The organism is Streptomyces sp. CC0208 (genome assembly GCF_003443735.1).
Lineage (GTDB): Bacteria > Actinomycetota > Actinomycetes > Streptomycetales > Streptomycetaceae > Streptomyces > Streptomyces sviceus.
In genome coordinates, this window is the sequence record NZ_CP031969.1 from 2244031 (window position 1) to 2264356 (window position 20326).

General features: G+C 71.0%; 19 protein-coding genes and 1 pseudogene. 16 read left to right on the plus strand and 4 right to left on the minus strand.

What is annotated here, in order from left to right:
• Positions 1-11: 11 nt before the first annotated feature.
• The 15 genes from D1369_RS10100 (at position 12) to D1369_RS10165 (ending at position 15211) form a co-directional block, all read left to right on the plus strand.
• Positions 12-1784: a biotin carboxylase N-terminal domain-containing protein gene (locus D1369_RS10100; protein ID WP_007385256.1), complete on the plus strand. Its 1773-nt coding sequence runs from the start codon at positions 12-14 to the stop codon at positions 1782-1784.
• Positions 1785-1802: 18 nt separating this feature from the next.
• Positions 1803-1946 (plus strand): hypothetical protein, encoded by a 144-nt coding sequence (locus D1369_RS42855; RefSeq protein WP_162951007.1) that lies wholly within the window; start codon positions 1803-1805, stop codon positions 1944-1946.
• A gap of 66 nt (positions 1947-2012) precedes the next feature.
• A complete protein-coding gene (locus D1369_RS10105; RefSeq protein WP_007385255.1) occupies positions 2013-2342 on the plus strand; it encodes a TcmI family type II polyketide cyclase in 330 nt (109 codons plus the stop codon).
• Entirely contained in the window at positions 2339-3610 is a 1272-nt protein-coding gene (locus D1369_RS10110; RefSeq protein ID WP_007385254.1) for a beta-ketoacyl-[acyl-carrier-protein] synthase family protein, read from the plus strand. Before D1369_RS10105 ends, D1369_RS10110 begins: the two co-directional genes overlap by 4 nt.
• Positions 3607-4818, plus strand: coding sequence for a ketosynthase chain-length factor (locus D1369_RS10115; protein WP_007385253.1), 1212 nt, complete (start codon positions 3607-3609; stop codon positions 4816-4818). Before D1369_RS10110 ends, D1369_RS10115 begins: the two co-directional genes overlap by 4 nt.
• 58 nt (positions 4819-4876) lie before the next feature.
• The gene (locus tag D1369_RS10120) at positions 4877-5152 is read left to right on the plus strand and encodes an acyl carrier protein (protein ID WP_007385252.1); all 276 of its coding nucleotides are present in this window, start codon (positions 4877-4879) and stop codon (positions 5150-5152) included.
• A 165-nt stretch (positions 5153-5317) separates the two neighbouring features.
• Positions 5318-6106: a 3-oxoacyl-ACP reductase FabG gene (gene fabG, locus D1369_RS10125; RefSeq protein ID WP_007385251.1), complete on the plus strand. Its 789-nt coding sequence runs from the start codon at positions 5318-5320 to the stop codon at positions 6104-6106.
• 104 nt (positions 6107-6210) lie between these two features.
• Entirely contained in the window at positions 6211-7161 is a 951-nt protein-coding gene (locus tag D1369_RS10130) for an aromatase/cyclase (RefSeq protein ID WP_118082416.1), read from the plus strand.
• Between the two features lie 2 nt (positions 7162-7163).
• Positions 7164-8645 (plus strand): FAD-dependent monooxygenase, encoded by a 1482-nt coding sequence (locus D1369_RS10135; protein WP_118082417.1) that lies wholly within the window; start codon positions 7164-7166, stop codon positions 8643-8645.
• Between the two features lie 131 nt (positions 8646-8776).
• Positions 8777-10303, plus strand: coding sequence for an FAD-dependent monooxygenase (locus D1369_RS10140; protein WP_240436176.1), 1527 nt, complete (start codon positions 8777-8779; stop codon positions 10301-10303).
• A gap of 4 nt (positions 10304-10307) precedes the next feature.
• On the plus strand, positions 10308-11186 hold the full coding sequence (locus tag D1369_RS10145) for an alpha/beta fold hydrolase (protein ID WP_118082419.1): 879 nt from the start codon (positions 10308-10310) through the stop codon (positions 11184-11186).
• Positions 11183-12499 (plus strand): MFS transporter, encoded by a 1317-nt coding sequence (locus tag D1369_RS10150; protein ID WP_118082420.1) that lies wholly within the window; start codon positions 11183-11185, stop codon positions 12497-12499. The genes D1369_RS10145 and D1369_RS10150 overlap by 4 nt, the downstream gene beginning before the upstream one ends.
• Positions 12496-13362: a 4'-phosphopantetheinyl transferase superfamily protein gene (locus tag D1369_RS10155; protein WP_007385244.1), complete on the plus strand. Its 867-nt coding sequence runs from the start codon at positions 12496-12498 to the stop codon at positions 13360-13362. The genes D1369_RS10150 and D1369_RS10155 overlap by 4 nt, the downstream gene beginning before the upstream one ends.
• Complete coding sequence (locus D1369_RS10160) at positions 13359-14966, plus strand: acyl-CoA carboxylase subunit beta (protein WP_082319473.1); 1608 nt, start codon at positions 13359-13361, stop codon at positions 14964-14966. The genes D1369_RS10155 and D1369_RS10160 overlap by 4 nt, the downstream gene beginning before the upstream one ends.
• Positions 14967-14974: 8 nt before the next feature.
• Complete coding sequence (locus D1369_RS10165; protein ID WP_007385242.1) at positions 14975-15211, plus strand: acyl-CoA carboxylase subunit epsilon; 237 nt, start codon at positions 14975-14977, stop codon at positions 15209-15211.
• Positions 15212-15215: 4 nt separating this feature from the next.
• On the opposite strand, the pseudogene D1369_RS10170 reads toward D1369_RS10165, so the two are convergent.
• The 4 genes and pseudogenes from D1369_RS10170 to D1369_RS10185 all read right to left on the minus strand — a co-directional run bounded on the left by D1369_RS10170 (position 15216) and on the right by D1369_RS10185 (position 18550).
• Positions 15216-15784: pseudogene (locus D1369_RS10170) on the minus strand (beta-ketoacyl synthase N-terminal-like domain-containing protein).
• An 88-nt stretch (positions 15785-15872) separates the two neighbouring features.
• The gene (locus D1369_RS10175) at positions 15873-16436 is read right to left on the minus strand and encodes an AfsR/SARP family transcriptional regulator (RefSeq protein WP_082319472.1); all 564 of its coding nucleotides are present in this window, start codon (positions 16434-16436) and stop codon (positions 15873-15875) included.
• A gap of 69 nt (positions 16437-16505) precedes the next feature.
• Complete coding sequence (locus tag D1369_RS10180; RefSeq protein WP_007385239.1) at positions 16506-17786, minus strand: MFS transporter; 1281 nt, start codon at positions 17784-17786, stop codon at positions 16506-16508.
• A gap of 122 nt (positions 17787-17908) precedes the next feature.
• Positions 17909-18550 carry an alpha/beta fold hydrolase gene (locus tag D1369_RS10185; protein ID WP_158680165.1) on the minus strand — a complete coding sequence of 214 codons (642 nt, stop codon included), beginning with the start codon at positions 18548-18550 and terminating at the stop codon, positions 17909-17911.
• A 414-nt stretch (positions 18551-18964) separates the two neighbouring features.
• On the opposite strand from D1369_RS10185, the gene D1369_RS10190 reads away from it, so the two are divergent.
• Complete coding sequence (locus tag D1369_RS10190; protein ID WP_158680164.1) at positions 18965-20215, plus strand: helix-turn-helix domain-containing protein; 1251 nt, start codon at positions 18965-18967, stop codon at positions 20213-20215.
• The last annotated feature ends 111 nt before the right edge of the window (positions 20216-20326 follow it).

Here is a 20326-nt window from a genome sequence, read left to right on the forward strand (position 1 = left end):
AGAGGGCCGTCGTGCGCAAGGTGCTCATCGCCAATCGTGGCGAAATCGCTGTCCGCGTTGCCCGGGCCTGCCGGGATGCCGGTATCGCGAGCGTGGCCGTGTACGCCGACCCGGACCGGGACGCTCTGCATGTCCGCGCCGCGGATGAGGCGTTCGCCCTGGGCGGTGACACCCCGGCCACCAGCTATCTCGACATCGAGAAGGTCCTGGGCGCCGCGCGGGAGTCGGGTGCGGACGCCGTCCATCCGGGGTACGGCTTCCTCTCGGAGAACGCCGAGTTCGCGCAGGCGGTCCTGGACGCGGGCCTGATCTGGATCGGCCCGCCGCCGCAGGCCATCCGCGACCTGGGCGACAAGGTGGCCGCCAGGCACATCGCCCAGCGCGCCGGTGCCCCGCTGGTGGCCGGCACCTCCGACCCGGTCTCCGGCGCGGACGAGGTCGTGGCCTTCGCCGAGGAACACGGCCTGCCGATCGCCATCAAGGCCGCCTTCGGCGGTGGCGGACGCGGCCTGAAGGTCGCCCGCACCCTCGAAGAGGTCCCCGAGCTGTACGACTCCGCGGTCCGCGAGGCCGTGGCCGCGTTCGGCCGCGGCGAGTGCTTCGTCGAGCGCTACCTCGACCGCCCCCGGCACGTGGAGACCCAGTGCCTGGCCGACAAGCACGGCAACGTGGTCGTCGTCTCCACCCGTGACTGCTCGCTCCAGCGCCGCCACCAAAAGCTCGTCGAGGAGGCGCCCGCGCCCTTCCTCTCCGACGAGCAGGTCGCCGAGCTGTACCGGGCCTCCAAGGCCATCCTCAAGGAGGCCGCCTACGAGGGTGCCGGGACCTGCGAGTTCCTCGTCGGCCAGGACGGCACCATCTCCTTCCTGGAGGTCAACACCCGCCTGCAGGTCGAGCACCCGGTCACCGAGGAGGTCGCCGGCATCGACCTGGTGCGCGAGATGTTCCGCATCGCCGACGGCGAGGAACTCGGCTACGGCGACCCCGAACTGCGCGGCCACTCCTTCGAGTTCCGCATCAACGGCGAGGACCCGGGCCGTAACTTCCTGCCCGCCCCCGGCACCGTCACCACGTTCGAGGCACCCTCCGGCCCCGGCGTGCGCCTGGACGCTGGCGTGGAGTCCGGCAGCGTGATCGGCCCGGCCTGGGACTCCCTGCTGGCCAAGCTGGTCGTCACCGGCGCCACCCGCGCACAGGCCCTCCAGCGCGCCGCGCGCGCCCTGGAGGAGTTCCAGGTCGAGGGCATGGCCACCGCCATCCCCTTCCACCGCAAGGTGGTCACCGACCCGGCCTTCGCCCCCGAACTGACCGGCACCAGCGACCCCTTCACGGTCCACACCCGCTGGATCGAGACCGAGTTCGTCAACGACATCAAGCCCTTCGCGGCCCCGACCGACACCGAGGCCGAGGACGACGCGGACCGCGAGACGATCGTCGTCGAGGTCGGCGGCAAGCGCCTGGAGGTCTCCCTGCCCTCCTCCCTCGGCATGTCCCTGGCCCGCACCGGCCTCGCCGCCGGCGCCAAACCCAAGCGCCGGGCCGCCAAGAAGTCCGGCCCCGCGGCCTCCGGCGACACCCTCGCCTCCCCGATGCAGGGCACCATCGTCAAGATCGCCGTCCAGGAAGGCCAAGAGGTCAAAGAAGGCGACCTCATCGTCGTCCTCGAGGCCATGAAGATGGAACAGCCCCTCAACGCCCACAAGTCCGGCACGGTCAAGGATCTGTCGGCCGAGGTCGGCGCCTCCCTCACCTCCGGCGCACCCATCTGCGAAATCAAGGACTGAGTACGTCCCCAGGGAGGTGTGACCCAGATGTACTCCGAGACCCATTCCGAGCCGTATGACGGGCACGACGTGCCCATGCCCCAGGCTCCCGCCTGGCTCCTGGCCGGCGAGGACGACGAGATCGACAGCGACCACCCGCACATCTGCCGGGGCATCGACTGACGGAATTCGACTTCCCTTTCCCGCTCCCCCACGTCCCACCCACCCTTTTCCAAGGAGAGAGCTCTCATGCACAGCACCTTGATTGTGGCTCGGATGGAACCGGGCTCGGCAGCCGATGTCGCCAAGTTGTTCGGCGCTTTCGACGAGTCCGAGATGCCGCACCTGATGGGCACTCGACGCCGCCAGCTCTTCCACTACCGAGGTCTCTATTTCCATCTCCAGGATTTCGACGCGGACAACGGTGGCGAGCTGATCGAGAAGGCCAAGTCGGACGAGCGTTTCGTGCGCATCAGTGAGGACCTGAAGCCGCACATACAGGCGTACGACCCGGCCACCTGGCGATCCCCGGCCGACGCGATGGCCACGCGCTTCTACTCCTGGGAGGCCTCCCGATGAGCGGCCGTCGAGTCGTCATCACCGGAATCGAGGTGCTCGCGCCCGGCGGCGTCGGCAAGGACCACTTCTGGGACCTGCTGAGCGAAGGCCGTACCGCCACGCGGGGGATCACCTTCTTCGACCCGAGCCCGTTCCGCTCACAGGTCGCCGCGGAGATGGACTTCGATCCGGAGCAGCACGGGCTCGCCCCGCAGGAGATCCGCCGGATGGACCGGGCCGCCCAGTTCGCGGTGGTCGCGGCGCGCGGCGCGGTCGCGGACAGCGGGATCGACCTCGCCGCCCACGACCCGCACCGGGTGGGTGTCACCATCGGCAGCGCGGTCGGCGCGACGATGGGTCTGGACGAGGAGTACCGGGTCGTCAGCGACGGTGGCCGGCTGCACCTGGTGGACCACGAGTACGCCGTACCGCATCTGTACAACTACTTCGTCCCCAGCTCCTTCTCCGCCGAGGTCGCCTGGACGGTCGGCGCCGAGGGTCCCAACACCGTGGTGTCCACCGGCTGCACCTCCGGCATCGACTCGGTCGGTTACGCGGTCGAGCTGATCCGCGAGGGATCGGCCGACGTGATGATCGCCGGCTCGTCCGACGCGCCGATCTCGCCGATCACCATGGCCTGCTTCGACGCGATCAAGGCGACGACCCCGCGCAGGGAGGACCCGGAACAGGCCTCACGCCCCTTCGACGGCACCCGCAACGGGTTCGTGCTCGGCGAGGGGTGCGCGGTGTTCGTCCTGGAGGAGCTGGAGAGCGCCCGGCGGCGCGGAGCGCACGTCTACGCCGAGATCGCCGGCTACGCCACCCGCAGCAACGCGTACCACATGACCGGTCTGAGGCCGGACGGCGCGGAGATGGCCGAGGCCATCACGGTGGCTCTGGACGAGGCCCGGATGAACGCGGACCGGATCGACTACATCAACGCCCACGGCTCCGGCACCAAGCAGAACGACCGGCACGAGACGGCCGCCTTCAAGAAGAGCCTGGGCGAGCACGCCTACCGCACTCCCGTGAGCTCCATCAAGTCGATGGTGGGGCACTCGCTCGGCGCGATCGGCTCGATCGAGATCGCCGCGTCCGCACTGGCCATGGAGCACCACGTGGTGCCGCCCACGGCGAACCTGCACACCCCCGACCCGGAGTGCGACCTCGACTACGTCCCGGTCACCGCCCGCGAGCAGCTGACCGACGCGGTGCTGACGGTGGGCAGTGGGTTCGGCGGCTTCCAGAGCGCGATGGTGCTCGCCCGTCCCGAGAGGAGCATGGCATGACCGCGGTGGTGGTGACGGGGCTGGGCGTCACGGCCCCCAACGGCCTGGGTGTCCGGGACTACTGGGAGGCGACGCTCGCCGGCAAGAGCGGCATCGGGCGGATCACCCGCTTCGACCCGTCGCGGTACCCGGCGCGGCTGGCCGGTGAGATCCCCGGCTTCGCGGCCGAGGAGCACCTGCCGAGCCGGCTGCTGCCGCAGACCGACCGGATGACCCGGCTGGCGCTGGTCGCCGCCGACTGGGCGCTCGAGGACGCCGGGATACGGCCGCAGGAGCTGCCCGAGTCCAGCATGGGCGTGGTCACGGCGAGTTCGTCGGGTGGTTTCGAGTTCGGCCAGGGCGAACTGCAGGCGCTGTGGAGCCGGGGCAGCCAGTACGTCAGCGCGTACCAGTCGTTCGCCTGGTTCTACGCGGTCAACAGCGGTCAGATCTCCATCCGGCACGGCATGAAGGGCCCCAGCAGCGTGGTCGTCAGCGACCAGGCCGGCGGTCTGGACGCGGTGGCGCAGGCACGCCGGCAGATCCGCAAGGGGACCGCGGTCGTGGTCTCCGGGGCCGTGGACGCCTCCATCTGCCCGTGGGGCTGGGTCGCCCAGCTCGCCGCGCAGCGGCTGACCACGCGCGACGAGCCCAGCCAGGCGTATCTGCCCTTCGACCGGGCGGCCGACGGATATGTTCCGGGTGAGGGCGGCGCGCTGCTCGTCATGGAATCCGAGGAGTCGGCGCGCTCGCGCGACGCGCGGATATACGGCGAGATCGCCGGGTACGCCGCGACCTTCGACCCCGCGCCGGGCAGCGGACGTCCGCCGGGCCTGCGCCGGGCGATCGAACTCGCTCTGGACGACGCCGGGGTGGGGCCCGAGCAGGTGGACGTCGTGTTCTGCGACGCGGCGGCCGATCCCGAGCTCGACCGGATCGAGGCGGAGGCGATCACGGCGCTGTTCGGACCGAGGGCCGTCCCGGTCACCGCGCCGAAGACGATGACGGGCCGCCTCTACTCGGGCGCGGCACCCCTGGACCTGGCCACCGCGTTCCTCGCGATGCGCGACGGCGTGATCCCGCCGACGGTGCATGTGACGCCGTCCCCCGACTACGCCCTCGACCTGGTCGTCGACCGGCCGCGCGAGGCCGCGCTGCGGACGGCGCTGGTGCTGGCCCGCGGCCACGGCGGCTTCAACTCCGCGGCGGTCGTAAGGGCGGTCGCCTGAGCACAGGTCACCGCCACCAACGCCCCCCGACACCCGAACAACCCGAAAGGAACTCCACGTGGAATCACAGCAGTTCACCCTCAACGACCTCAAGCGCATCCTGATCGAGGGAGCCGGTGCCGAGGAGACCGTCGACCTCGACGGCGAGATCCTCGACACGGACTTCGAGCACCTCGGCTACGAGTCGCTGGCGCTCCTTGAGACCGGCGGCCGCATCGAGCGCGAGTACGGCATCGTCCTGGACGACGACGTCCTGTCGGAGAGCAACACGCCGCGCGCCCTCATCGACGCGGTCAACGCCCAGATGGGGGACGGGACGCAGGCTGCCGCCTGACGCCTCATCACACCCGAGATATCGGGATCCCGGGTATCTGTGAGCCGCCGCCGGACGCCCCACCGGACCGGCGGCGGTACCCCCCACCCCGTCCCCACCCGCGTTCTTCCGTCCCCATCCCCCTCGCAGTCCACGCAGTCCTCCACCCAAGGGAGTTGAAAGAGCATGCCGCAGCAGCAGACGCAGCGGGTCGCACTGATCACGGGAGCAACCAGTGGCATCGGCCTCGCGGCCGCCCGCCAGTTGGGCTCCGCCGGGCACCGCGTGTTCATCGGCGCACGCGACGCCGACAACGTGGCCACGACGGTCAAGCAGCTCCAGGAGGAGGGCATAGAAGCGGACGGCGCGGTCCTGGACGTCCGGTCCCGGGACGGGGTCCGCGCTTTCGTACAGGCCGCCGTCGACCGCTTCGGTCCCGTCGACGTCCTCGTCAACAACGCCGGCCGCAGCGGCGGCGGAGTGACCGCGGACCTCGCGGACGAGCTGTGGGACGACGTCATCGACACCAACCTCAACAGCGTCTTCCGGATGACCCGCGAGGTGCTCAACACCGGCGGCATGCGCGACCGCGGCTGGGGCCGGATCGTCAACATCGCGTCCACCGCCGGCAAGCAGGGCGTGGTCCTGGGCGCCCCCTACTCCGCCTCCAAGCACGGCGTCGTCGGCTTCACCAAGGCTCTCGGCAACGAACTCGCGCCGACCGGCATCACCGTCAACGCCGTCTGCCCGGGCTATGTCGAGACCCCCATGGCCCAGCGGGTCCGCCAGGGCTACGCCGCCGCCTATGACACCACCGAGGACGCGATCCTCGAGAAGTTCCAGGCCAAGATCCCGCTCGGCCGCTACTCCACGCCTGAGGAGGTCGCCGGGATGGTCTGCTACCTCGCCTCCGACACCGCCGCCTCCGTCACCGCTCAGGCGATCAACGTGTGCGGCGGCCTGGGCAACTTCTGATCCTGCCCGGACGCCCGCTTCGGCCCTCCGCCTGATCCCCGCCCCGTCCCACCGGGGCCCGCCCCATCCGCCATGACAGACAACAGGAAGAAGAGGACGACGACGTGACCACGACGGAAGCAACGACCCGCGAGGTGGCGCACGAGATCACTGTCTCGGCTCCGGCCGGCGCCGTCTACCGCCTGATCGCGGAGGTGGAGAACTGGCCGCAGATCTTCCCGCCCACCATCCACGTGGACCACCTGGAGAAGGGCGAGCGTGAGGAGCGCATCCGCATCTGGGCCACCGCCAACGGTGCCGCCAAGAGCTGGACCTCGCGCCGCACCCTGGACCCCGACAACCGCCGGATCACCTTCCGCCAGGAGGTCTCCGCTCCCCCGGTCGCCGCGATGGGCGGCGCCTGGGTGATCGAGGAGCTGCCGGGCGGCGATTCACTGGTACGGCTGCTGCACGACTACCGCGCCGTCGACGACGATCCCGCGAGCCTCGCCTGGATCGACGAGGCCGTCGACCGCAACTCCCGTTCGGAGCTGGCCGCCCTGAAGGAGAACGTCGAGCGGGCCCACGCCACGCGCGAGCTGACCTTCTCCTTCGAGGACACCGTTCTGATCGAGGGCTCGGCCAAGGACGTCTACGACTTCATCAACGAGGCCGACCGCTGGGTGGAACGGCTGCCGCACGTGGCCCGCGTCCAGTTCGAGGAACCCACGCCCGGCCTGCAGGTGCTGGAGATGGACACCCGGGCCAAGGACGGCTCGACGCACACCACCAAGTCGTACCGGGTGGCGTTCCCGCACCGCGCGATCGCCTACAAGCAGGTCACCCTGCCGGCCCTGATGACCCTGCACACCGGCCTGTGGACGTTCGAGGAGTACCCGCGCGGGGTCGCCGCGACCTCGCAGCACACGGTCGTGCTCAACCCGGACAACATCCAGCGGATCCTCGGCCCCGAGGCGACCGTCGAGGACGCCCGCGAGTACGTCCAGGGCGCACTCAGCACCAACAGCCGCGCCACGCTGGGCCACGCCAGGGACCACGCGGAGAAGAGCCGCTGACCATGGCCACCGACACCTCCCGGGCCACCCGGGTCATCGTGGTGGGGGCGGGCCCCGTCGGCCTGTTCCTCGCCGGCGAGCTCCGCCTCGGCGGCGCCGACGTCGTCGTACTGGAACGGCTGCGCACCCCCACCACGGAGTCCCGCGCCTCCACGCTGCACGCCCGCACGGTGGAGCTGTTCGACTGCCGCGGGCTGCTGGACGCGCTCGGCGGCCCACCGCGTGAGCCCCGCGGCCACTTCGGCGGCGTACCGATGGACCTGACCATGCCCGGCCCGTACTCGGGCCAGTGGAAGGTGCCCCAGACCAGGACCGAGGAGCTGCTCCAGGACTGGTCCGGCGCCCTCGGCGCCGACGTCCGGCGTGGCTGGGAGGTACGCGAACTCGCCCAGGAGGACGGGTTCGTGGAGGTCACGGCCGACACCCCGGACGGCGTACGGCGGCTTCGGGCGGCGTACGTCGTGGCCTGCGACGGCGAGGACAGCACCGTGCGGCGGCTGACCGGGGCGGCTTTCCCCGGCACCCCGGCCGGGCGGGAGCTGTTGCGGGCGGACATCGCCGGGATCGACATCCCCAACCGGCGTTTCGAGCGCCGGGAGCACGGGCTGGCGATCGCGGCGCGGATGCCCGGCGGGGTCACCCGGGTGATGGTGCACGCGTTCGGTCGCCCGGCGCGGCGGCGCACGGGGCCGCCGGACTTCGCCGAGGTCGTCGACGTATGGCGACAGGTCACCGGCGAGGACCTCGGCGACGGACGCCCCGTGTGGCTCAACGCCTTCGGCGACGCCAACCGGCAGCTGGAGCACTATCGCCACGGGCGGGTGCTGTTCGCCGGGGACGCCGCCCACCGCCAGATGCCGAGCGGCGGACAGGCGCTCAACCTGGGGCTCCAGGACGCGGCCAATCTCGGTTGGAAGCTGGCCGCGGTGGTCTGCGGGCGGGCCTCGAAGGGCCTGCTCGACACCTATCACGACGAGCGGCACGAGGTCGGGCGCCGGGTGCTCGCCAACATCAGGGCCCAGGGGCTGCTGCTGCTCGGCGGCCCGGAGGTGGAGGCGGCGCGCACCCTGCTCGGCGAGCTCATCGCCGCGGGACCCGCGCGGGACCACCTCGCGGCGATGATCACCGGGCTCGACATCCGCTACCCCGTGGGCGGCGGCACCCATCCGCTGCTCGGCGCCCGGCTCCCGCTCGGCACCCTGCCCACGCCCAACGGCCCGGTCAGGACCGCGGAGTTGCTGCGGGACGGGCGCGGCCTGCTGCTCGTCTCCGACTCCGCCCGGGCCGAACTGCGCTGGCTCGGCAAGGTCTGGTCGGACCGGGTCACCCCGGTGGCGGTACGACCGGACACCGCCGAGCCGCTGTACGGCGCCGAGGGGCTGCTGGTCCGCCCCGACGGGCACGTCGCCTGGGCGGGCACGGACCCGTGGGGGGCGACGGCGGCGATCCGCCACTGGTTCGGGCGGCCCGACCCGGGGCTGTGACCGGGCACACATGCCAAAGCACCACAGGGCGGAACGTTCCGCCTTGGTTCTTCTCACTTTCAGCGAGGCTCGGAGAGGGAAACGTTGTGGAAACGGATGTGATCGTTGTCGGCGCTGGGCCGACGGGCCTCATGCTGGCCGGGGAACTGCGGCTGGGCGGGGCCCGGGTCGTCGTCGTGGAGAAGCTGGCGGAGCCGACCGGGCAGTCCCGGGGGCTCGGATTCACGGCCCGCGCGATGGAGGTGTTCGACCAGCGGGGGCTGCTGCCGCGGTTCGGCGCGCTGGAGAAGAGCCCGATGGGCCACTTCGGCGGTGTGCAGTTCGACTACACCGTCCTGGAGGACGCCCACTTCGGCGCGCGCGGCGTCCCGCAGTCGCAGACCGAGGCCGTCCTGGAGGGGTGGGCCGGCGAGCTGGGCGCGGACATACGGCGCGGCTGGGAGCTGACCAAGCTGGCCGACGACGGGGACGGCGTCGAGATCGTGGCGGCCACGCCCGAGGGCGAACAGCGGGTGCGCGGCGCGTACCTGGTGGGCTGCGACGGTGGCCAGAGCGTCGTACGCAACGCGGCCGGTTTCGACTTCCCCGGGCTGCCGGCCACGCGCCGCATGTACCTGGCCGACGTCACCGGCTGCGACATCCGGCCCCGCTTCCTGGGTGAGCGGCTGGAGAACGGCATGGTGATGGCCGCGCCGCTGGCACCCGGCGTCGACCGGATCATCGTGTGCGAGGACGGCACGCCCGCCGGGGACCGGCCGCAGGCGGTGGAGTTCGACGAGGTCGGGGCCGCCTGGGAGCGCATCACCGGCGAGTCGCTGGCCGGGGGCGGCGCGGACTGGGTCAGCTCCTTCACGGACGCCACCCGGCAGGTCTCCGCCTACCGCCGGGGCCGGGTGCTGCTCGCCGGGGATGCCGCGCACGTCCATCTCCCGGCCGGCGGCCAGGGGCTCAGCACGGGCGTGCAGGACGCGGTCAACCTCGGCTGGAAGCTGGCCGCGGTGGTCCGCGGGGACATGCCGGACGCCCTCCTCGACACCTACCACGACGAACGGCACCCGGTCGGCGCCCGGCTGCTGATGAACACCCGCGCGCAGGGCATGATCTTCCTCGGCGGCGCGGAGTCCGACCCGGTGCGCAAGGTCTTCGGCGAGTTGATGGAGCTGGAGGAGGTCCGCCGCCGACTGGCCGGCGTGGTCAGTCACCTCGACATCACCTACGACCTCGGCCCCGGCACCCACCCCCTCCTCGGCCGACGCCTGCCCCCCCGCCCCCTGAAGCTGGCCGACGGCACGCAGACCAGTACGACGGACCTGCTCCACCCGGCCCGGGGCGTCCTGCTCGACCTCGCCGACGACCCGGCCCTGCGGGCGAGCACGGCCCGTTGGAACGACCGGATCTCGGTCGTCACGGCCACCTGCGAGAGCCCCGAGGTCTTCGCCGGTGCGACCGCCCTGCTCGTACGCCCGGACGGCCACGTGGCCTGGGCCGCCGTAGGAAAGGACCCCCGCACGATGGCCGACCCGGACGACGCCGCCACCCGGACAACCGGTACGGCGACCCCCGACGCCCCCCGGATCACCGAAGCCGAGGTGGCCGCCGGCATCGACAGCCTCGTCACCGCCCTCCACCAATGGTTCGGCACCCCGGAGGTGGCGTAGCACCATGACCACCGCGTCCCTGTCCGTCGGCCCGCACGTACGGCGGATCACGCTGGATGCCGGCGGGCACACCCTGTCGGCCCTGCTGAGCGCACCCCAGGACACGCCGCCGCGTGCCACCGTCGTCGCGCTGCACGGGGCTGGGATGAGCGCGGGGTACTTCGACGGCGGGGCCCAACCGGACGGCTCCCTGTGCGCGTTGGGAGCGCATCTGGGGTTCGCCGTCCTCGCCGTCGACCGGCCCGGCTACGGCGACTCGGCCGCCGGGCTCCCCGAGGGCCTCGACCTCGCCGGGCAGGCCCGCGTCCTGCGGGCCGCGCTCGACCACTTCCACACCGAGTACCCCGTCGGCACGGGCACCTTCCTGCTCGCGCACTCCTTCGGGGGCAAGCTCGCCCTGACTGTGGCCGCCGAAGCCCCGCCGCCCGGTCTGCTGGGCCTGGACATCTCCGGCTGCGGTCACCGCTACGCCCCGCGCTCCGCGGAACTGCTCGCCGGACCCGACCGGGCCCGGTGGCGCCACAACTGGGGCCGGCTCGGCCTCTACCCGCCCGCCACCTTCCAGCGCAGCGCCAGCCTCGTGAAGCCCATCCCCGAACGGGAGCTGCGGGCCGCCTCGGACTGGCCGGAGGTGTTCGACGTGCTCGCCCCACGCGTGCGCGTCCCCGTGCGCCTGACGTTCGCCGAGCACGAACTGTGGTGGCGGCACGACACCGACGCCCTCGACGACCTGCGCGCGAGGCTGAGCGCCGCGCCGCGGGTGGTCGTCGACCGGCAGCCGGACGCCGGGCACAACATCAGCCTGGGCCGGACGGCCCGCGCCTACCACTTGCGTGCGCTCGCCTTCTTCGAGGAGTGCCTACCCGAGCGGGACGGTCCATGACCGCATCCGAATCCAAGACGCCAGGCTCCTCGGCCAGGTCCGGAGGGCTGCTGGCCATCGGCCTGCGCTCGCTGACCGTGCGCAACTTCCGGCTCTTCGCAGTCGGCCAGATCGCGTCCGCGACCGGCACCTGGATGATGGTCGTCGCCCAGGACTGGCTCGTCCTCGACCTGAGCGGCGATTCCGGCACCGCACTCGCCACCGTCACCGCGCTCCAGTTCACACCGATGCTGCTGCTGACCCTGTACGGCGGCCGTATGGCCGACCGCTACGACAAGCGCGCCCTGCTGACCGGGGCCAACGTCGTCTCCGGGGTGCTCGCGCTGCTGCTCGGCCTGCTGGTCACCGGCGACGCGGCCCGCCTGTCGCACGTCTACGTGTTCGCGCTCGCCCTCGGCGTCGCCAATGCCGTGGAGGTGCCGGCCCGGCTGTCCTTCATCGCCGAACTCGTCGGACAGGACCTGGTGCCCAACGCCTCCGCGCTCAGCGGCGCCTACTTCAACATCGCGCGGGTGCTCGGCCCGTCCCTGGCGGGGCTGCTGATCGAGGCGGCCGGCACCGGCACCGTGATGCTCCTGAACGCGGCGAGCTACGCGGCGACGGTGGCAGGACTGCGCGCCATACGGCCCGAGGAACTGCACCGCTCACCCCGACCCGCGGCGCGCGACGCACGCGTCGCCGAGGGCCTGGCCCATCTGCGGTCCCGGCCCGACCTGGTGGCGACCCTGGCCCTGCTCGCGGCGGTGTCGCTGTTCGGTCTGAACCTCCAGCTGACCCTGCCGCTCATGGCCCGCACGGTCTTCCACACCGACGCCGCCGCGTTCGGTCTGCTCACCGCCGCGCTCGCCGCGGGGTCGCTGCTGGCCGCCTTCACCGGCACCCTGCGCCGGGGCCGCCCCCCGGCCCGCCTGGTGATCGGCTGGGCCGGCTCCTTCGGCGCCCTGGCGGCGGCCACCGGATGGGCACCGAACCTGCCGGTCGCGCTGGCGCTGCTCGTACCGACCGGCTTCGCCTCCCTCTACTTCGCGCAGGCCGCCAACCACCGCGTCCAACTGGGCAGCGACCCCGCCCACCGCGGCCGGGTCATGGCCCTCTACACCCTCATCCTGCAAGGCAGCGCCCCGCTGGGCGCCCTCTTCGTCGGCACCGTCACCCAGTACCTCGGCACCCGCTCCGCGCTGTGGGCGGGCGGCCTGATCTCGCTGGCGGCCGCCCTCGTCGCTGCGGTCGCCGACCGCAGCGACGCGCGACGCGCGGCAGCTCCCGCCGAAGGCACGCAGACACACACAACCCGAACCGGGAGCCGCCCGTGAACCTCCCCCTCGTACCGAACGCCCCCCGCAGCACCCGGGAGTTGGGTCCGTCGGACCTGCACCTGTGGCTGCTGCCCGCCCCCGCCTCGCCGCGCGACGTACCGGTCGGCGAGCTCGACCAGGACGAGCGGCGGCGCGCCGCCGCCTACCGTCGGGACAGCGACCGGCAGATGTACGTCGCCGCCCATGTGGGCCTGCGCCGGGTGCTGTCGGTCTACACCGGCGTCGAGCCCCGGCGGCTGTCCATCGGCCGGGAGTGGTGCGAGGAGTGCGGGGAACGGCACGGCCGGCCGGTGCTGGTCGACCTTCCGGGCGCGCCGGAGTTCTCGCTCTCCCACAGCCGCGGTCTGGCCCTGGTCGCGGTGGCCCGCACCCGGGTCGGTGTCGACGTACAGGCGCTGCCGTCGCGGGAGACCGTCGACGCCTGCCTGCCCCTGCTGCACCCGGCCGAGTGCCAGGAGATCACCCGGCTCCCGGCCGACCGGCGGCAGACCGCCTTCGCTCGACTGTGGTCCCGCAAGGAGGCCTACCTGAAGGGCCTCGGCACCGGGCTCGCCCGCGCGACCGACCTCGACTACCTCGGCGAGGGCGCCGAGTCCTGGCGTCCGACCGGCTGGACAGTGCGCAACATGCCCCTGTGCGAGGGCCATGTCGGCGCGGCGGCGCTGGCCGGCGACAAGGACTGGCGCGCCGCGATGCACCCGGTGCCGCCCGAGTGGCTCTACGCCCGGGATGCCGTCGAGCACCTCTCCGAGGTCGAACCGGGCCTGCGCACGGTGCTGCGCGCCCACGATCCGTCCTCCGTCCGCACGCACGCCCTCATCGACACCAGGAACAGGAAGGAAAGGGCCCAGGCATCATGACCGTCACCGATCCGGAAGCTCCCGTGGCTCCCCTGCTCGACACCGTCCCGGACGCCCCCGAGGCGGACCGTCTCACCACGCTGCACACCATCAAGGAGCTCGCCCGCACGGGCCCCGACCCACGGGCCACCGAACGCCAGCACGCCAAGGGCAAGCTCACCGCCCGCGAACGCATCGAACTCCTCCTCGACCGCGGCTCGTTCACCGAGGTCGAGGCCCTCCGCCGGCACCGGGCCCAGGGTTTCGGCCTGGAGGCCAAGAGGCCGTACACCGACGGCGTCATCACCGGCTGGGGCACGGTGGAGGGCCGTACGGTCTTCGTCTACGCCCATGACTTCCGCATCTTCGGCGGTGCCCTCGGCGAGGCCCATGCCCAGAAGATCCACAAGCTGATGGACATGGCGATCGCGGCCGGCGCGCCCCTGGTCTCCCTGAACGACGGCGCGGGCGCCCGCATCCAGGAGGGCGTCTCCGCCCTCGCCGGCTACGGCGGCATCTTCCAGCGCAACACCAAAGCGAGCGGGGTGATCCCGCAGATCAGCGTGATGCTCGGCCCGTGCGCGGGCGGCGCGGCGTACTCGCCCGCCCTGACCGACTTCGTCTTCGCCGTGCGCGACATCTCCCAGATGTTCATCACCGGCCCGGACGTGGTGAAGGCCGTGACGGGCGAGGAGATCACCCAGAACGGCCTGGGCGGCGCCGACGTGCACGGCACCAGCTCGGGCGTCGCCCACTTCGTGTACGACGACGAGCGCACCTGCCTCGAAGAGGTCCGCTACCTGCTGTCCCTGCTCCCCTCCAACAACCGCGAACTGCCGCCCACTCACCCCACGGGCGACCCGGCGGACCGCCCCGGCGACGCCCTGCTCGACCTGGTCCCCGAGGACGGCAACCGCTCCTACGACATCCGCAAGGTGATCGAGGAGATCGTCGACGACGGTGACCACCTGGAGGTCCACGCCGGCTTCGCCACCAACATCGTCTGCGCGCTGGCCCGCCTCGACGGGCACGTCGTGGGTATCGTCGCCAACCAGCCAGCCTCCATGGCCGGTGTGCTCGACATCAGGGCGAGTGAAAAGGGCGCACGGTTCGTGCAGTTCTGCGACGCCTTCAACATCCCGCTGATCACCCTGGTGGACGTGCCCGGCTTCCTGCCCGGCGTCGACCAGGAGCACGAGGGCATCATCCGGCGTGGGGCGAAACTGCTGTACGCCTACTGCAACGCCACCGTGCCGCGCGTCTCGGTCGTCCTGCGCAAGGCCTACGGCGGCGCCTACATCGTCATGGACTCCCGTTCCATCGGCGCCGACGTGGCCCTGGCCTGGCCCACCAACGAGATCGCGGTGATGGGCGCTGAGGGCGCCGCCAACGTCGTCTTCCGCCGCGAGATCGCGGCCGCCGACGATCCCGAGGCGATGCGCCGGCAGAAGATCGAGGAGTACAAGAACGAACTGGTCCACCCCTACTACGCGGCCGAGCGCGGACTCGTCGACGACGTGATCGACCCCCGCGAGACTCGGCTGATCCTCAGCCGCGCCGTGGCGATGCTCGCCGCCAAGTCCGCCGCCCTGCCCACCCGCAAGCACGGCAACCCGCCCCAGTAGGAGGCCTCATGACAGCGACGTCCACTCCCACGCCGACCCCGACACCCTCCGACCTGCTCGCCGCCATGTCCTTCCGGGTCCTGCGGGGCGAGCCGAGCGCCGAGGAACTCGCGGCGATCACCACGGTCCTGACTCTGCGCCTGACCGCTCAGGACGAACCCACCCCGCAACGCCCCGCCACTGCTCGTTGGACCCGCCCGGAACGCCTCCGAGCGTACAACTGCCCGCGGGCCTGGCACGGTTGAGGTGTCAGCCGTGGACTTCCGCGTCCGTTGCCGCCCGACGGGGATCCGTGACCTCGGGGTCCGAGGGCGGCGGGCGGATGCGGAGTGCACGAGAGCCGCGCCTCCCGGAGTAGCCGGCGACGGAGCGCCTGCCGCACCAGCCGTTGCTCGCCCCGTCCTGGTTCACTACGGATCCGCGTACCACGGCGAGCACCGTGCGGCCGTTGCGCAGGGCCACAAGAGAGGACGAGCACGCGGTGTCGACAGTGATCGCGGGCCCTTGCAGGCCCAGGCTGTACGCCACTCGGCCCGAGGCCACGCTGCTCGCGTTGGCGGTGATGAGCCAGCTCTCGATCTCGGCCGGGTCCTCATGCGCACGCACGCCGTACTCGTGGCTCTTCATACCCACGAACACGCCGGTCTCAGTCCCCCGCAAGGCACTCGGGTCGATGCCCGCCCGCTCGAACGAGTGCCGGAAGCGGTGGGACCCGGGTCGAAGAGGCGGTCCAGATCCCAGCCCCGGTCGGTCGGGAAGGGCGTCAGGGCCTCGCCGCCGTTCACGACCAACTGCCAGAGCTCTTGAGAGGACGACACCTCGCCGGGAACCGGTAGCCGATTCCCACGATGGCGACGGGCTTGTCGTGGGGCGTCGGCCGTACCGGCTGCGCCTCGCCCGCATCCGTCAGGGCGAATTCGGCGCGCAGATGACCGACCAACAGCGTGCGAGTCGGATGGGCAGCGTGGGGTCCGTGCTCAGGATGCGCTGATGCACAGCCATGTGCAGTTCACAGAGCCTTTCGCGCAGAGGGTGGTCCGCGGTGAACGCCGAGAGCTCCGCGGCGGCCTGGTTGTAGGGGCGGAGGTCGATGGCACAGGCCAGACGTTCTTCCTCCGCGACCAGCCGCAGTTCGCTCATTCGTCTGCGCTGAGTGGTGGCGTAGGGTCCGCAGATGCCCGCGAGCGCGGGGCCGGTCCACAAGCCCAGGCCCTCGGTGTAGTGCGCCACCGCCGAAGCCGGGTCACCGTCCTGACGGCTACTGCGCGCCTGGGCGACCAGTTGGGTGAATCGTGCGAGGTCGCTCGTCTCGGGTCCGGATCTGGCGTGCCGAGGACCGGGGAGCCGCTTCTCCCCAGACGGTCCAGCTCTTGTCCCTGCCTCCAGGCGCGTACCGCGCCCAGGACGGTAAAGGCCACGTCCGTCACGTCGGGCCAGCGCGGCGGACTCGGCGGCCGTGCCGACCGGCAGGCGGGCCGGGGGTCCGACGGCGCCTCCGAGGCGCCGTCGGACCCGCCGATCTCCAACCTGTTTTCTCGTTCAGCTGGGATCACCCTCACGGGTCCTCTCCCCCCAGCCGATGGCGTACGGCATGACCAGGCCCACTGCCACGAAGACCCCTCCCATCACCAGCCAGCCGGGTGTCCCCCAGGTGATGCAGAGGAGGCCGAGGATGGAGGGTGCGGCGGCGTTCGTCAGGCCGTGGCCCATGCCGAAGAGTCCGGAGTACTGGCCCTGGGCATGCTCGGGCGCGAGTCCGAAACTCAGTTCGAACGACGACGCCGCCTGCCAGAGCTCTCCGACGGTGTGCAGTACGACACCTACGAGGATCAACACCGTGGCAGGCCCGGCGGCCATGTTCCCGGCGGCGGCGATCAAGGCCATGGCCACCAGGAATACCAGCCCGGACCGGCGCACGGCCCGGACCGCCCCGGCGTTGGAGTCGATTCCCTTGCTGGCCCTGACCTGGAAGGCCACCACCATCAGCGTGTTGATCACCGCACACACACCCACGAGCCAGCGTGGCGCGTCACTCTGTCCGACGATCCACAGCGGCAGAGCGAAGAGCAGTACCTGCCCTTGCATGGACATCACGCCGTCGAGCAGGGTGACCGTCATGTACGGCCTGTCCTTCAGCGCCATCCAGCGGTCGGCCAGCCGGGGCGCCCGCACCGGAGCCACGTGGGGCAGGCGGGTGATCACGACCGCACATGCCGCGAAGGTGAGGGCGTTGCCGAGGATCAGCGCCTCGTACGCGGCCCGCGTGTCCAGTTGTACGACGACACTGGCCGCCATCGCCCCGCAGCTTCCCGCGAGGTTGTTGGTCGCGCGCAGGTAGGAGCGGTACTTGGTGGGGTTCGGGCCGGCGATTCCCCGGATCAGCGGACCACGTGAGGCCACGCTGGCCGAGTTCGCCAGCTGGGTCACACAGATGACCGCGACGAACAGCCAGAAGGTGTGAACGAGCACGATGGCCGCCATGGCGAAGGCCTGCACCGCCAAGGTCACGCGATAGGTCTCCCGCGCGCCCCGCAGGTCGGCGAGTCGCCCGACCGGGATTCCCGCTGTCAGCCCGACCAGCGACGCGGCACCCATGCCGATGCCCACCTGCGCCACGGACAGGCCGACCGAGCGCGTGAAGAAGAGCGCGGCCCCGGTCATGTACAGCCCGTTGCCGATCATGTTGACGAAGGACGCCACGGCCAGGACGCGCCGAGGCCCCCGCTCGGGGATCAGTCCGCGCGTCACCACCCAGGGCTGATCGGCTCCGTCCGCCGTAGCACCGACCGTTTGTGTTCCCGGCTTCACGTTGTTGTCCATCCCGCCCTTCTCGTTATGTGCACGGACCAGCAAGCAGCCGGTCCGGGCACCACCCCTGCGGCGCCGGTCCGTCGAACGCGGACCGGCGCCGCAGGGGTGGTTTCACTGACCGACCGGACCTATCAGTGGTCGGGCTGACCGGGCAGCCCGTTCAAGAGCCGCCCGATCACCGGGCCGATCACGGCCAGGTGAGCGGGCAGGGTCATCTCGCCGTGCGTGCACCCGATTTCGTGGAACTCGACTTCCCCGTTGGCATGGGGCCGCCAGACCTCCGCGGTGGTGGGCACCGCTCTGCCCTTCCCCGCGGCGAAGAAGACGAGCCGGCCGTCGAAGACACCGGCCGCGGACCGTTTCAGGTTGGAGAGGTCGACGAACACTCGTGCCAGGGCATCAAGGCCGTCCTTCCCCAGCCCTGCCAGCGGGCTCTCCGGTGTCCTTGGATCATGTCCGATGGAGTCGCGGATCGCGGGCCAGACCTGCGGGTCGTCGTAGGCCCACCGCTTCCGCGGGCCGGCCACTGCTGGGAACCCGTCGAGGATCGCCAGGAGTTCGACCTGCTCGCCCTCCTTCTGGAGACGTACGGCCATGGCGTGGGCCACCGTACCGCCGAACGACCAGCCCAACAGGGCGTACGGGCCGTGCGGTTGGACCGCCCGGACCTCCGCGAGGTAGTCGGTGACGAGGTCGTCGACGTCGGCCGGACCCGCCCCGGTGCCGCTGAAGCCGCGCGCCTGGAGTCCACAGACGGGACGCTCGTGGTCCACGTACGGCAACGCTCAGCTGCATCACACCCCCGTGATCCATTGAACAAGCAAGGGTCTCAGACTAAGGATCATGCCCAACCTTGTCAATTAATTGACAAGAGTTGTCACGGTAGGCCTGCCGTGATTGAGTAAGGCCAGTTCACAGGCCCAAACGAATTGCCACGACAGGCACAGCAGTATCTCCAGGGGGAGTCATTCATGACGAGGACAATCGCGGCGCTTGCGGTATTGGTAATGATGCTGATAGGTGGCTTCGGAGACGTCGCGGCGTCAGCGGCGTGGAGCTCGACCACCTTGACCACGAAGGCAATCGGGACAGACGAAATCGACTGGCCGTAGTCGAATGTGCCAAGTGAAGTCAAAAAGATGACATAGGTTTGACAGGGCGCCCGACCGGATAACAGGATGTCCGACATGCCTAGCGGAATCGACCAGATCCTGCAGCAGCCTTCCTTCGGACATCACCTCCGGGCACTTCGTGTCGCCCAGGGCTTGTCGCAAGTGCAGCTTGCTGGCGGGGAATTCTCTCCCGCGTACCTGTCGAGGCTGGAATCCGGCACCCGGCCTCCCACCGACCGCGTGATGTCCCACCTCTGCAAGAAGCTCAAGGTGCCTCTCTCCGCCTTTCACACCACAGCGGGGAGCGCACTGACCCGAGCGCTCGCCACTGTCACCTCCGTCGGAGAGTCACTGGCCATGGCGGCGGCACTGGAGGAAGCCCTTCTGCAGGAGCCGGATGCCGACGCCGTGCTGCGCTGGCAGGCACAGTGGGTACTCGCCCGCTGCTACCAGCAGCAGGGAAGGGTGAGCGAGGAACTGGACCTGCTCCAGGAGATCACCGCGCTCGGCGACAGGACCGGCTTGCCGGATCTGCGCTGCCGTTCGAGGGTCAGGCTCGCGCGGCTCCTGCGCGCCGCGGGTGATTTCGCCCAAGCACGCACGCGCGTGGAGGAAAGCCTGGCTCTCGCCGAAGAGCACGACCTCCCTTACCGGGACGTCGTCGAGGCACTGCTCACCTTGATCTCCATCGACGCGGAGAGCGGGCAGACCGCCCAGGCACGGGCGAACGCGGACCGGCTGATCGGGACGCTCTCCGAAGAGCTCCCCTTGCGCCTCAAGGTCGAGGCGCTGTGGACGACCGCGTCCGTGTGCGCGCGCCAGGGAGACCACGAGGCGGCCATCGAGCCGATGACGCGCGCGCTGAAGATACTGCCCAGCAACGAGGACCCGGTGCTGTGGATGCGGCTGAGGATGGCCGCGGCATCGATGTACCTGCGCACCGTCCCGCGGGACACGGACGAGGCCCGGACCCTCCTCGACGAGGCCGCCACCGGGGCCAGGATTGTCGGGACGCCTGTCCATCACCGCGAACTGCTCCTCCTCCAGTGTCAACTCGCCTTCTATGAAGGGAGGTACCAAGAGGCTCGGGAGCTGTGCGACCGCCTCGGTGACCGCCCCGACGGCATCAGCGTGCGCGACCAGCTGCGTCTGGACGTTCTGCGGAACCAGATAGCGATCATCGAGGGCGATCACGCTGCCGCCGTGGTCGAGCTCGAACGCATCGCCAAGGAGGCGCAACAGTCCGCCAACACCGAGCTGTCAGCGGAAGTCTGGCGCGCGCTCGCCGAGGCCCTACGGCTGGCAGAAAAGGCCGGGCGCCACTGATTCTCTACGGGATCGTCCAGATCCTGCACGGACAGCGGACTGGTGCTTGAGCTGCCCAAAAGGCGCCTGACACCCCATCAGGACGAGCGCCGAATGAGCGTCACGAGAACC

Bases quoted from the DNA above. Each gene is read 5' to 3' on its own strand.
- D1369_RS10105 (WP_007385255.1), top strand. From the start codon at position 2,013: ATGCACAGCACCTTGATTGTGGCTCGGATGGAACCGGGCTCGGCAGCC.
- D1369_RS10110 (WP_007385254.1), top strand. From the start codon at position 2,339: ATGAGCGGCCGTCGAGTCGTCATCACCGGAATCGAGGTGCTCGCGCCC.
- D1369_RS10115 (WP_007385253.1), top strand. From the start codon at position 3,607: ATGACCGCGGTGGTGGTGACGGGGCTGGGCGTCACGGCCCCCAACGGC.
- fabG (WP_007385251.1), top strand. From the start codon at position 5,318: ATGCCGCAGCAGCAGACGCAGCGGGTCGCACTGATCACGGGAGCAACC.
- D1369_RS10135 (WP_118082417.1), top strand. From the start codon at position 7,164: ATGGCCACCGACACCTCCCGGGCCACCCGGGTCATCGTGGTGGGGGCG.
- D1369_RS10140 (WP_240436176.1), top strand. From the start codon at position 8,777: ATGCTGGCCGGGGAACTGCGGCTGGGCGGGGCCCGGGTCGTCGTCGTG.
- D1369_RS10145 (WP_118082419.1), top strand. From the start codon at position 10,308: ATGACCACCGCGTCCCTGTCCGTCGGCCCGCACGTACGGCGGATCACG.
- D1369_RS10150 (WP_118082420.1), top strand. From the start codon at position 11,183: ATGACCGCATCCGAATCCAAGACGCCAGGCTCCTCGGCCAGGTCCGGA.
- D1369_RS10160 (WP_082319473.1), top strand. From the start codon at position 13,359: ATGACCGTCACCGATCCGGAAGCTCCCGTGGCTCCCCTGCTCGACACC.
- D1369_RS10165 (WP_007385242.1), top strand. From the start codon at position 14,975: ATGACAGCGACGTCCACTCCCACGCCGACCCCGACACCCTCCGACCTG.
- D1369_RS10180 (WP_007385239.1), bottom strand. From the start codon at position 17,786: ATGGACAACAACGTGAAGCCGGGAACACAAACGGTCGGTGCTACGGCG.
- D1369_RS10190 (WP_158680164.1), top strand. From the start codon at position 18,965: ATGCCTAGCGGAATCGACCAGATCCTGCAGCAGCCTTCCTTCGGACAT.